The sequence below is a fragment of the Bradyrhizobium sp. genome (genome assembly GCF_027307225.1).
Taxonomy (GTDB): Bacteria; Pseudomonadota; Alphaproteobacteria; order Rhizobiales; family Xanthobacteraceae; genus Bradyrhizobium.
The window spans coordinates 1-12,164 of sequence record NZ_DAHUXJ010000035.1; the positions used below are offsets into that span (position 1 = coordinate 1).

General features: G+C 62.3%; 10 protein-coding genes and 1 pseudogene. 1 reads left to right on the forward strand and 10 read right to left on the reverse strand.

Annotated elements, in window-relative coordinates; genetic code table 11:
• Positions 1–142 precede the first annotated feature (142 nt).
• The 9 genes from M6D32_RS05935 to M6D32_RS05975 form a co-directional block, all read right to left on the reverse strand.
• Positions 143–673: a cytochrome b gene (locus tag M6D32_RS05935; RefSeq protein WP_298254318.1), complete on the reverse strand. Its 531-nt coding sequence runs from the start codon at positions 671–673 to the stop codon at positions 143–145.
• A 253-nt stretch (positions 674–926) separates the two neighbouring features.
• Positions 927–1,133, reverse strand: a complete 207-nt coding sequence (locus tag M6D32_RS05940) for a hypothetical protein (protein ID WP_298254320.1) — start codon at positions 1,131–1,133, stop codon at positions 927–929.
• On the reverse strand, positions 1,130–1,288 hold the full coding sequence (locus tag M6D32_RS05945; RefSeq protein ID WP_298254321.1) for a hypothetical protein: 159 nt from the start codon (positions 1,286–1,288) through the stop codon (positions 1,130–1,132). The genes M6D32_RS05940 and M6D32_RS05945 overlap by 4 nt, the downstream gene beginning before the upstream one ends.
• A 647-nt stretch (positions 1,289–1,935) precedes the next feature.
• Positions 1,936–3,468, reverse strand: a complete 1,533-nt coding sequence (locus M6D32_RS05950; protein WP_298254323.1) for an ABC transporter ATP-binding protein — start codon at positions 3,466–3,468, stop codon at positions 1,936–1,938.
• On the reverse strand, positions 3,469–4,149 hold the full coding sequence (locus tag M6D32_RS05955) for an isochorismatase family cysteine hydrolase (protein WP_298254325.1): 681 nt from the start codon (positions 4,147–4,149) through the stop codon (positions 3,469–3,471).
• Between the two features lie 2 nt (positions 4,150–4,151).
• Positions 4,152–5,078: an ABC transporter permease gene (locus M6D32_RS05960; RefSeq protein WP_298254327.1), complete on the reverse strand. Its 927-nt coding sequence runs from the start codon at positions 5,076–5,078 to the stop codon at positions 4,152–4,154.
• Between the two features lies 1 nt (position 5,079).
• Positions 5,080–6,180 carry an ABC transporter permease gene (locus M6D32_RS05965; RefSeq protein ID WP_298254328.1) on the reverse strand — a complete coding sequence of 367 codons (1,101 nt, stop codon included), beginning with the start codon at positions 6,178–6,180 and terminating at the stop codon, positions 5,080–5,082.
• Positions 6,177–7,286: a BMP family ABC transporter substrate-binding protein gene (locus tag M6D32_RS05970; RefSeq protein WP_298254330.1), complete on the reverse strand. Its 1,110-nt coding sequence runs from the start codon at positions 7,284–7,286 to the stop codon at positions 6,177–6,179. The genes M6D32_RS05965 and M6D32_RS05970 overlap by 4 nt, the downstream gene beginning before the upstream one ends.
• 372 nt (positions 7,287–7,658) lie before the next feature.
• Positions 7,659–7,898, reverse strand: a complete 240-nt coding sequence (locus tag M6D32_RS05975) for a PilZ domain-containing protein (protein WP_298254332.1) — start codon at positions 7,896–7,898, stop codon at positions 7,659–7,661.
• Between the two features lie 940 nt (positions 7,899–8,838).
• Here M6D32_RS05975 and M6D32_RS05980 point away from each other — a divergent pair.
• Positions 8,839–11,898, forward strand: coding sequence for an EAL domain-containing protein (locus tag M6D32_RS05980; protein ID WP_298254334.1), 3,060 nt, complete (start codon positions 8,839–8,841; stop codon positions 11,896–11,898).
• A 137-nt stretch (positions 11,899–12,035) separates the two neighbouring features.
• Here the strand turns inward: M6D32_RS05980 and M6D32_RS05985 are convergent.
• Positions 12,036–12,164 (reverse strand): annotated as a pseudogene (locus tag M6D32_RS05985) (IS630 family transposase); the annotation flags it as partial.

A 12,164-nucleotide genomic window follows, 5' to 3' on the forward strand; every position in this document is an offset into this window, starting at 1 on the left:
CGTACCATATTGCGGCTTCCACGTTTACGAACTTCGGAATCAAAGGAGCACTAGCCAATTATATGATTCTAGTGCGGTTTAGAATTTGAAGTTCCTATGATGAGGTTACCGCGAAACTGATAGGAACTTCAAATTCACCGCACTAGCCCGGAAGCATGCGCCGCATCACGCGATCCCGATAGACAAACAGGTGGGCAAGCGCCGCGAGCACATGACATCCGATAAAGACGAGCAGCGTCCACTCGGCCGCCTGATGCAGGCCGTCGATGGCCTTGCCCGCGGCCGCGTTGTCGCCGGCGAGCATCGGAAGCGGAAACAGATGGAAGTAGGACACACTCCAGCCGCGGAACGACGCAAACAGCCAGCCCGACAGGGTGGTCGCGAGCACCAGGACATAGAGCATCCAGTGTACGAGTTCGGAGCTCAGCCGCTGCCACGGCGGCAAGGTGCTTTCGGGCGCAACCGGATGCGTCAGCCGCCATGCGAAGCGCAGCAAAATCGCGCCAAGAATCGTGATGCCAAACGAAATGTGAAGGATCATGCCAATCCCCGGCTTCTGATCGCGGTGGATGTCCGGCATCAGCCAGCCGATCAGGTATTGCACGATCAGAAGCGCGACGATCAGCCAATGAAAGACCTTGGCCGTCGTCCCGTAGTGCAGGCGGGGAAGCATGGTGGAAGAGCCTTCTGCGGTTGAACCGGGCTACTTGACGTTCCTAGTGCGGTGAATTTGAAGTTCCTATCAGTTTCGCGGTAACCTCGTCGTAGGAACTTCAAATTCTAAACCGCACTAGAATCATATAATTGCTAGTGCTCCTTTGATTCCGAAGTTCGTAAACGTGGAGCCGCAATATGATACGAACTTCGGAATCGGAGCACTGGATCGCATTTGCCGCTTGTGGTGCAGGAACGTCAAATAGGCGGCATTAGGTCCGGGCGCGCCTCTCGCGCGGCGAGCGCGGAAGATCGCCGAATTCCGAGGAATCGTAGTCCCTGCCTTCGGGGGTGACGATGTGCAGGTTGTAGCAGCCGCTTCTGGACAGTTCGCGCGCTTTTCGAAGGGCCGCCTCCGGGGTCTTCCTGCGGTGCAATAGCTCGCCGTGCTGGCACATGCCCTTGACGATGAAGTTCATTTCTTCTTTTTCTTCTTCCGCTTCAAGACGTCGGCCTGGGCGCGGAACGCAAGCGCGAGGTTCTTCATCTGCTCGGCGACGATCGAATCCGCGGCTTGCGTGGCGGCCCGCTCGGCCGCCATTGCCTGCTTGCGGATTTGCTTGGCCATTTTCATGAGGAATCAATTTCGCTTCGAGGTCCTGGTTCCCGCAGGGGACCCGGAGCGGTTCCCATCGAGGCCGGACGCCCTCCCTCGTTGCGCGCAAAGACTGCCGCCGCGGCAAATCGTCATGGCCTTCTGTTTCGCCCTAAGTACAACTATTGAACAACTTGGGGCCCCCCGCGTTGTGCACGCAAGCTGGAAGATTGCGCGACGCGAAATTATGTTCTTGTGGGAAGAAATCAGTAGTTTCGGCTCGCTGCGTGAGCGGGACCGGTTCTTGACGTGGATGCGAAGCCAGATCGCCCGCGGTCTGGCAGAAGAGGTGCGAGCGCCCCTCAGTGGGCCATTTGGCACGCGCGACCGATGGTTCAGGCACGTTTCCACCGGAACGCTGTGGCGCCTCGTGCCGGACGAGAATCCCTATGGGCCAGGCTTCTGGCTGGTTCGGGAGGAGGCCGCTTGAGGCACAGTACCGGATTCGTCCCTGCAACGATGCCAATGCTGTTCCCGTCGCATGCCGCGAAACCAGCGGCGAAATTTGTGATCCAGTAGTACTAGCCAACCTACTGTTCTAGTGTGGCTTTGGTCCAGAGGTCCGCACGACGAACCCGCGGCACAAACGATGCGAATTTCTGAACCGCCACACTAGCAAACCTCGATCAGTGTCCGGCCATATGGCGGCCGACTTCCGTCAGGTCGGCTTCGCTCGCGTGCGCCTCATAGACGAGCCGGCCGTGAAACATCACGACCAGGCGATCGGACAATTCCAGCAGTTCGTCGAGGTCCTCGCTGACCAGGAGCACCGCTGCGCCGCGATTGCGCGCCGCCATGATCTCGGCATGGATCTGGGCGACGGCGGCGAAATCGAGCCCGAAGCAGGGATTGGCGGCAATCAGCACCTCGACGTCGCCGCCGAGCTCGCGCGCCAGCACCGCGCGCTGGACGTTGCCGCCGGATAGCGCCGCGATCGGCATATCGGGGCCGCGGGTCTTGATCTTGTAGCGGCTGATCTTCCTCTCGGCGTCGCTGCGGAAGGCGGCGCGATCGAGCCACCAGCCGCCTTTGGCAAAGGGCGCACGGTCGAATTCCCGAAAGGCGACGTTATCGGCGACGCTCATGCCGCCGACGCAGGCGTTTTTCAGCGGCTCTTCCGGCAACAGCGACATCTTGTGCCGGCGCATTTCCTCGCGGCTCGCACGATAGGCCTCGCCGGCGACGCGGATTTCGCCGCTTTCGGCCTCGCGCTGACCGGCCAGCACTTCGACCAGCTGGCGCTGGCCGTTGCCGGAAACGCCGGCGATGCCGACGATCTCGCCGCCACGGACCGACAGCGAAACGTCGTTCACCGCCACCGCGCCGGCATCGTCGAGCGCGTTGAGTTTGTCGAGCTCAAGCCGGACGCCGCCGGCCTCGCCCGAGCGCGGCGGCTGGATGGTCAGCTCTTCGGCGCCGATCATGGCACGCGCCATCGCATCCGGTGTCAGCTCCCTGACCGGGCCTTTGCCGGCGAGCCTGCCGCGGCGCAGGATCGTCATTTCGTCGGCGAACGCCATCACCTCGCGAAATTTGTGCGTGATCATCAGGATCGTCAGTCCGCCATTCTCGACCATCTTGCGCAGCATCCCGAGCACTTCGTCGGCCTCGCCCGGCGTCAGCACCGAAGTCGGTTCGTCCAGGATCAGGAAGCGCCGCTTCAGATAAAGCTGCTTGAGGATCTCGCACTTCTGCCGCTCACCGGCGGAGATGTCGGCGACGCGCGCACCGAGCGGCACCTTGAATGGCATCCGTGACAGAAAAGCCGCGAGATCCTTCTTCTCCTTCGCCCAGTCGATCACGGCGGGAACATTGTCGCGCGCCAGCACCAGGTTTTCGGCGACCGTCATCGCCGGCACCAGCGTGAAATGCTGGTAGACCATCCCCAAACCGAGTGCATGCGCGTCCTTCGGATTGGCGATCGTCTGCTCGCGATCGCCGACGATCATCTGGCCTTCGGTGGCGCGGTAATAGCCCATGATGCATTTGACGAGCGTGCTCTTGCCCGCGCCGTTTTCGCCGAGCAGAGCGTGCAGCGTGCCGGCGCGAACCTTCAATTCGACATTGTCGAGCGCGGTGAAGTCGCCGAAGCGCATCGTCATGGCGATGGCGTCGATGCCGAAAGCGCCAGGCGGCTGAGGTATCTCGCCGACGATCATCTAGATCGCTCCGATCAGATCGGCGGATCTGGCCACCGCGCCGAACACGCCGCCCTGCATCTTGACCATCCTGATGGCGTGGTCGTGGTTGCCCTTGTCGGTGGCGCCACAGCAATCCTCGAGCAGCACGCATTCGAAGCCGCGGTCATTGGCCTCGCGCATGGTGGTATGAACGCAGACGTCGGTCGTGATCCCGGTCAGCACGATGTTCTCGATACCGCGCACGCGCAGCATCAATTCGAGGTCGGTGGCGCAGAACGATCCCTTGCCGGGCTTGTCGATGATCGGCTCGCCCGTCTTTGGCGCCAACTCCGGAATGATGTCCCATCCGGGCTCGCCGCGCACCAGAATCCGTCCGCACGGGCCGGGATCGCCGATGCCGGCGCCGATCTGCCGCGAGCGCCAGCGCTTGTTGGCGGGCAGGTCGGCGAGGTCGGGACGATGTCCCTCACGGGTGTGGATGATGTGATAGCCGTGTCCGCGCATCGCCGCGAGCACGCGCTTGATCGGCTCGATCGGCGCGCGGGTCAGCGACAGGTCGTAGCCCATCTTGTCGACATAGCCGCCGACGCCGCAGAAATCGGTCTGCATGTCGATAATGATCAACGCCGTGTTTTGGGGTCGAAGGTCGCCGTTATAGGGCCAGGGATAGGGCTCGGACTTGATAAAGCGCTCGGGCATGGTTACCTGGTGATCGAGAGTTCAGCGGGCGCGCCGGTCAGCGTACGTTTCGGCGAGCAGGTGATGATCATGATCGCCAGCGTCAAAAAGTAAGGCGCGGCGTTGAAGAGATGATAACCGAAGGTGACGCCGACCGATTGCAACGCCGGCCCTAGCGCCGCCGCGCCGCCAAAGGCGAGCGACGCCCACAGGCAGAGCATCGGGTCCCAGCGTGCGAAGATGACGAGCGCGACCGCGGTGATGCCCTGGCCTGACGACAGGCCCTCGTTCCAGCTTCCGGGATAGAACAGCGACAGGAACGAGCCGCCGATGCCGGCGAGGAAGCCGCCGACCATGGTTGCGCGCAAGCGGATCAGCAGCACCGAATGGCCCATGGCGCGCGCGGCGTCCGAGCTTTCACCGGCGGTGCGGATCAGAAGGCCCCAGCGCGTGGTGCGGAACGCCCAATAGAGAACCGGCGCGAGTGCGACGCCAAACAGAAACAGCACGTTGATGCGCAACGCCGCCTTGAGCTGCGGAATGTTACTCCACCAGCCGAAATCGATCGCCGGCAGCCGCGGCGCCGTCGGCTCGATCAGCGGCTTGCCGAGAAAGAAGGCGAGCCCGGTGCCGAACAGCATCAACGCAATGCCGACCGCGATGTCGTTGACGCGCGGCAGCGAGCATATTCCGGCATGCAGCGCGCCCAGCATCGCCCCAGTGAGGCCGGCAGCGAGGACCCCGAGCCACGGCGAGCCCGAGAGATAGGAGATGCCGTAGGCGCTCATCGCGCCCATCACCAGCGTGCCTTCTAGCCCGAGGTTGATGCGGCCTGACCGCTCGGTGATGCATTCCCCCAGGCTCACGAACAGAAACGGTGTGGAGACGCGGATGGCGCCGCCGAACACGGCAAGCGGCACGGTCCAGAGCCCGATCGATGCGTCAGCCATGTCAGGGTTTTCCCTTCAAAAAGCCGATCCGACCGTAGAGCGCGTCGCTCGCCAGGACGAACACGAAGATGATGCCTTGCAGCACCAGTACGGAGGCGTCGGGCAGGCCGAGCCTTCGCTGCAAGAGGCCGCCGGAGGCGCCGATGCCGCCGATCAGGATCGCGACCGGAATGACCGCGAGCGGGTTTTGCCGCGCCAGAAATGCGACCAGGATTCCGGTGAAGCCGTAGCCGGCGGCGAGGTTGGCGTTGGTGCGGCCCTGGACAGCGGCGACCTCGACCATGCCCGCGAGGCCAGCGCAGCTACCTGCGAGGAAACAGATGGTCAGGATCAGATTGCCGACGGAGAGGCCGACGATCTTCGCGGCGCGGATGTTGCCGCCGGCGACGCGCGCAGCGAAGCCAAAGGTGGTGTGATAGATCAGGACGTAGCAGGCGATCGCGGCGATCACGCCGAACACCAGGCCCCAATGCACCTCGGTGCCGGGGATGGAGCCGATCATGTTGGCGGCGCCGATCTCGCGCGTCGACGGCTTGTTGAGGCTCGCGGGATCGCGCATCGGGCCTTCGACCAGATGGTTGAGAATGGCGAGCGCGACATAGACGAGCAGAAGGCTCGAGATCGTCTCGTTGACCCCGCGATATTGCCGCAAGCCGCCCGACAGCATGATCCACAAGCCGCCGCCGGTCATGCCGGCAGCCGCCATCGCGAACTGGACGGCCAGCGGCGGGGCCGAAGGCATCGCAAGCGCCATGGAAGTGGCCGACAGCGCGCCGATCAGGAGCGCGCCTTCGCCGCCGATGATGACCATGCCGAGCTGCGCGGGCAGCGCCGTGCAGAGCGCCGTGAGGATCAAGGGCGCGGCGCGCGTCAGCGTGTTCTGCCAGGAGAACCAGGTGCCGAACGCGCCCTGGTACATGTAGAAATAGAGGTCGAGCGGATTCTTGCCGAACAGCGCGACAAAGATGCCGAACACCACGAGCGCGCCGGCCAGCGCCGCGCCCGGGATCAGGATGTACTCGATTGTCGCGCCGTGGCGCCCGAGAAATCCGGTGGGTGCGGCCGCGGCCGCCTCGACCGAATCCGCAACTTCAGATGTCACGCAGCCGCTCCGAGCACGCCCTCGACCAGATAGTCCATCTTTTCGAGCTCGGGATCCTTCTGGCCGCGTTCGGTGCCGGCGGCGATGACGGTCTTGCCCTTGTTGTCGACCAAGGGGCCCTTGAAGATCGTTAGTCCCGTCGCCATGAACCTGGCCTTCACCTCATCGGCATGCCTGCGCGCGGCGTCCGATACGGCCGGGCCGTATGGCGAGACCTTGACGATCTCTTCCTGCAGGCCGCCGCGGTAGAAGTTCGGGATGCTCTGGCCGGCTGCGAGCATCTTGATGAACTTCGGATAAAGCGCTTCCCAGTTCCACTCGGCGCCGGTGAGATAAGCCTTCGGCGCCAGCGGCGACTGGTTGACGTGGTAGCCGCAGACGAAGGCGCCGCGGCGGGCGGCGTTCTCGACCATGGTCTTCGGGCCGTCGACATGACAGGTCAGCACGTCGATGCCCTGGTCGATCAGGCTGTTGGTGGCTTCGGCTTCCTTCACCGGCATCGACCAGTCGCCGGTGAAGATCACCTGTGTGGTGGTTTTCGGGTTGGCGAGCTTGGCCCCGAGCGTAAACGCGTTGATGTTGCGCAACACCTGCGGGATCGGCTTGGCGGCGACGAAGCCGAGCTTGCCGCTCTTGGTGGTGTGGCCGGCGACGATACCGGCGATGTACTGCGCTTCGTCGATGTAGCCGAAATAGCTGCCGGCGTTTTTCGGATCCTTGTCGGTCCACAAGCCGCCGCAGTGCTCGAAATGCACTTTCGGATACTTGCCCGCGATCTTCTGGACATGCGGATTGTAGTAGCCGAACGAGGTCGGAAACAGCAGCGTCGCGCCATCGAGGTTGATCATCGACTCCATGGTCTTTTCGACCGCGTCGGTCTCCGGCACCTTCTCTTCCTCGACCACCTTGAGGCCTGCCATTTTCTTCAGCGCGGCGGCGCCGGCGGCGTGGGCCTGGTTGTAGCCATAGTCGTCGCGCGAGCCGACATAGATGAAGCCGATCGTGGTATCGGCGGCTGTCGCGCCTCGCGTGCCCAGCGCCGTGCCGAGTGTCAGCGCCGCGCTCCCCTGCAACAGGCGCCGTCGTGAAATGCTGCTGAAATCCATTGCTTACTCCCCGTGGCGGGCAATCCCGCTGCCTCTTGCGGCCTCCGCCGGTCGGCGAGACCTGACAGGCATGTCGCAAGCTTCGTGCCAGAGCCTCTTTGCCGGCATCTATCTGTTTACGTTGGCAAAAGAGTCTCGCGGCGAAGTTGGGAGGTTTTGCCGCTGACTAAAATCTCGGCAGATTCCCTCGATTGTATGCGGGAGAGTTGAGCAATCGCGGCCTGCGACCGTGGCGAACGGCGCGTCGTCGGGGATTTTGCTCTGGCTGTGCCTAGAAATTGGGCGGCCCGTGTCGGAGCGAGCCGAGGCAGGGAGAAGTCGCTGCTGCGATGTCGCTGTGACCTGCCAGAAGCGCAAGCCGGTGCTCGCCGCCTATTCGAATTTGACGCCCAGTCGGAATTCTGCGCGCCGGATCACCTGACAAGCGATTTTCAACCCGTCCTCCGGGACCACCAGCGTGAATTTTTCGGGGACGTTCCTGGGATCGGAAACCTCCAGGGATGCGCCGGTAAGCGAGAGATCGCGTACCGTGCAGGCAATTTTGTCGCCGCCATGCTCGATCCAGGCAGGCTTCTTGACTCGGTAGCGTGGTGCCTCTCGGCCTTCAACCATGGTAATATCTGCGAGCTACGTCGTGGATTTTCGCGCTTTGCCTAGTGCCCATGGCTTTCCGAAGTTCGTGAAGGTGGGGGTGTTGCGATGGAGCACGAACTTCGGAAAGTGGGCACTAGAGGCGCGGCAACCATCGCGAAATCCCAGAACGAACCGAACTGTTCAGGCGCTTCCTTAAGCCACGTGATGGTATCGCGCAGCGTCAGCCGAATGATGCGTTCCTCTGCGACTGATCTACCGTCGGAGGACATATGCAGCCAGAACACGCCGTCGGCAGTTCGAAACAGCCTCTCATGTCCGACAAACTCGGCCATCGTCTGGTAGTCGACTACGGGGTATTCGCGGGATACCAGGAAATGCATGGCGATCCGAAAGATGCAAAAAATATCTTAGATCGAAAATATTGGCGGCCCCGAACCGATCTACTCACGTCAAACGACGGCGGTTCGAGTCAACTATCTCTCCGAAGTACGCCAAAAGTTTAAAGAAACACTAAAGCATCCATCAGGCTTCACAGGGCGCCCATCGTATCAGGCATAAAGCCGCGGCCGGCGAGGCTGGGCAAGAACCCGGCATTTTGAGGAGTTGAGAAGGGTTGGCATAGTACTTGCTGTTTCCAGGGCTAGTGCCGCCTATTTGAAGTTCCTGCGCTACAAGCGGCAAATTCGATCCAGGAACTTCAAATAGAAAAGCGGCACTAGAATCATAGATTTTCTAGTGCCCATAACTTTCCGAAGTTCGTGAAAGGTGCGTGCTGAGGTGTGACACGAACTTCGGAAAGTGGGCACTAGCGTGGTAAAATTTGGCTTTAAATCCCCCACAGATTCGAGCGGCATTAACTACTTCCAGCGGAAAGAAGTCCGCGTAACCACGGCTTAAGCCACCAAGGGCGATAAAACGCATTCGTTTTTCGCGTTTTCCTTTTGGGGGCCTTGGACGAATGACCTGGCGCGGCAAATGGTTGCTCTGGATGCGGGCTTTCCTGCATTCGGCTGCTATTGCCGGTCTGCTGCTGATCGCCGCGAGCTGGTTCGTCGCCTTCTATATCTCCTCCATCGAGCGCGAGAAGGCGGTCGAGGAAGCGATGAAGCAGTCCGACAGCCTGGTGCGGCTGTTCGAGCACAATACCGTCGACACGCTGATGCGCTTCGACCGCACGCTGCTTCTGCTGCGCAAGAGCTACGAGGACGATCCTGCTCATTTCAATTTGCTTCAGTGGGCTGAACAGAGCGCGCTGATCAGCGAGGACGCCATTTTGATAACCCTGATCGGCGCCGACGGCTACACCAAAGCCACGACGGCCAACCGCAGCGGTCCTCTGCCGTATCTTGGCGACCGCCCGCACGTAGACAAGGCGTTGCACGCCACCGACGACGAACTGGTGATCAGCGACCCGGTCGTGGGGCGAACCACCAAGCGCATGTCGATTCTGCTGCTGCGCCGGCTTCGTAACCCGGACGGCTCTACGGCCGGCCTCATCACGCTGTCGCTCAATCCGAATTTCATCGCGCCGTTCTACCGCAGCGCCAACCTGGGCGACCGCGGCAGCATCTCGATCCGCAACGGCAAGAACGTCATTCTGGCGGCGCAGGGATTTAAGCAAAACGAAATCGGCCGCATCGTTCCGCGCGGCAATTCGATGGAAGGCGATCCGACGTCGGGCCACTACTGGGGCGTTGGCGCGATGGACGGCGTCAACCGCCTGATCGCTTTTCGCGCCTCGGACAAATACGGCCTCTACTTCATGGTCGGCCTGTCCAAGGACTCGATCCTGAGCGAATACCGGGCGCATCGCACGGCCTACATCATGGTGGCCTCGATCGTCACGCTGCTCGTGCTGATCGCCATCGGCTTTGCCATCCGTTACCAGATTCGCCTCGCCAACGGCCAGCGCGTGCTGCGCCAGCTCAACAGCGAAATCTACAGGCAGAACGTCCGCTTCGACGCCGCGCTGACCAACATGTCGTGCGGCCTTGCGATGTTCGATGCCGAAGGCCGGTTGACGGTCTGGAACGAGCGCTACGAGAAGATCTACCGGATGCCGCCCGAGCTGACGCGGCAAGGCGCGAGCATCTATTCGATTGTCAAGTTCTGCGATCAGACCGGCAAGCGGGATCTCGACGTCACTGGCTTTGTCGATGGCTTCAGGCAGGAACTGCGCGAGACCGGCCACAGTAGGGCCACCGCCCGCCTGAAAGACGGCCAGGTCATCTCGATCGTGAATACTGCGATTACCGGCGGCGGCTGGGTCGGCATCCATGACGACGTTACTGCCCGGCGGGCCCAGACCAGGCTGCTGGCGGAAAAAGCCTCCGAGCTCGAGGTGATGAACACGCGCTTCTCGACGGCGCTGTCCAACATGGCGCAGGGGCTGTGCATGTTCGACGGCGAGAAGCGGCTGACGGTCTGGAACGACCGTTTCGCCGAGCTCTATAACGTGCCGCCGCACCTGCTCAAGATCGGAACGCCCTACGCCGACATTTCCGCGATCCGCATCTCCCGCAACCTGAACAAGCCGGTCGATCATCCCGACGTGAAGGCGAAGGTCGCCGAGATGGTGGCGCTGCCGCCCGACGCCTCGCGGATCGACGAAATGCGGGACGGCCGCTCGATCCTGCTGACGCGCCAGCCGATGCGCGGCGGCGGCTGGGTCGCGATGATGGAAGACATCACCGAGCGGCGGCGCGCCGAGGCTGAAATCGTCCACCTGGCGCGGCATGACGTGCTCACGGGGCTTGCCAACCGCGCCGAGTTCAACGCCCGCCTCGAGGAGGCCAGCAAGCGGCTGAGGCGCAACGGCGGCAACGTCACCGTGATGATGATCGACCTCGACCGCTTCAAGGCGGTCAACGACACGCTCGGCCATCTCGCCGGCGACCAGCTGCTCGGCGAAGTGGCGCGCCGCCTGCAATTGACCGTGCGCGATACCGACGTGCTCGCCCGTCTCGGCGGCGACGAGTTCGCCATTATCCAGGAAGGCGGCGCGGAGCAGCGCGAAGGCGCCGTGGCGCTGGCGCTGCGGATCCTCGAGGCGATCTCAAAGCCGTTCGAGATCAACGGCCAGGAAATGGCGGTCGGCACTTCGATCGGCATTGCACTGGCGCCGGAAAACGGCGTCGAGCCCGGCGAACTGCTCAAGCGCGCGGATCTGGCGCTCTACACCGTCAAGTCAAGCGGGCGAAACGACTTCCGCCTGTTCCAGGACGAGATGCTGGAGATCGTCCATACCCAGCAATCGGCCGAACGCGAGCTGCGCGAGGCGATCGCGCAGGAACAGTTCGAGCTGCATTACCAGCCGGTGGTCGACATCAAGACCCGCGAGCTTATCGGCGTCGAGACGCTGGTGCGTTGGCGCCATCCGATCAAGGGCATGATCCCGCCGGACCACTTCATTCCGCTCGCCGAAACCACCGGCCTGATCGCGCCGCTTGGCGGATGGATTCTGGAGCGCGCCTGCGCGGACGCGGCCAACTGGCCCGCCCACGTCAAGGTCGCCATCAACATCTCGGCGATCCAGTTCAAGAAAGGTAACCTGTTCGAGGTGATCCTGGCCGCGCTGGTGAAGACCGGCCTGCAGCCGGAAAGGCTCGAGCTCGAGATCACCGAGACTTCGCTCCTGGAGAACCAGGAAGCGCATCTCACCACGATCCGGCAGCTGAAGAACCTCGGCCTGTCGATCGCGCTCGACGATTTCGGCACCGGCTTCTCGTCGATGAACTACCTGACGATCTTTCCGTTCGACAAGATCAAGATCGACAAGTCCTTCACCAAGGGCGTGCTCAGCCGCACCGATTGCCAGGCGGTGGTCGCCTCCTCGATCGCGCTCGCCAAGGGGCTCGGCATCACAACCACGGTCGAAGGCATCGAGACCGAAGAACAGCTCGACTACATGCGCAAAGCCGGCGTCGAACTCGCGCAGGGTTATCTGTTCGGCAAGCCGGTCCCGATGACCGAATTCGGCCGCGACAATGCGGTCATGCTCACCGCGCTGGTGGCGTGAGGCGCTTCTCTTCGACTTTCGCGCCCTTAGGCGCAGCGATGATGCGGGAACCCGCTTTTTTGGCATTCGCAACCAGCTTCGTCGACCAGGCCCGGGAAATCACGGGAAGCGCAGCCGCCGACACGACTAGTGGTTCGTCACAGTGGTTTTGACTCTTTGACGGTCGTTGGATAGGCGCGGCCGAGTTTGGCGCGGGCTTTGTCGGTTGTGAACATCCATTTGATGCGGGCTCGGGTTTTATTTCGCCGTCGTTGCCATGCTGCGAT

Bases quoted from the DNA above. Each gene is read 5' to 3' on its own strand.
- M6D32_RS05935 (WP_298254318.1), bottom strand. From the start codon at position 673: ATGCTTCCCCGCCTGCACTACGGGACGACGGCCAAGGTCTTTCATTGG.
- M6D32_RS05940 (WP_298254320.1), bottom strand. From the start codon at position 1,133: ATGAACTTCATCGTCAAGGGCATGTGCCAGCACGGCGAGCTATTGCAC.
- M6D32_RS05945 (WP_298254321.1), bottom strand. From the start codon at position 1,288: ATGAAAATGGCCAAGCAAATCCGCAAGCAGGCAATGGCGGCCGAGCGG.
- M6D32_RS05950 (WP_298254323.1), bottom strand. From the start codon at position 3,468: ATGATCGTCGGCGAGATACCTCAGCCGCCTGGCGCTTTCGGCATCGAC.
- M6D32_RS05955 (WP_298254325.1), bottom strand. From the start codon at position 4,149: ATGCCCGAGCGCTTTATCAAGTCCGAGCCCTATCCCTGGCCCTATAAC.
- M6D32_RS05960 (WP_298254327.1), bottom strand. From the start codon at position 5,078: ATGGCTGACGCATCGATCGGGCTCTGGACCGTGCCGCTTGCCGTGTTC.
- M6D32_RS05970 (WP_298254330.1), bottom strand. From the start codon at position 7,286: ATGGATTTCAGCAGCATTTCACGACGGCGCCTGTTGCAGGGGAGCGCG.
- M6D32_RS05975 (WP_298254332.1), bottom strand. From the start codon at position 7,898: ATGGTTGAAGGCCGAGAGGCACCACGCTACCGAGTCAAGAAGCCTGCC.
- M6D32_RS05980 (WP_298254334.1), top strand. From the start codon at position 8,839: ATGACCTGGCGCGGCAAATGGTTGCTCTGGATGCGGGCTTTCCTGCAT.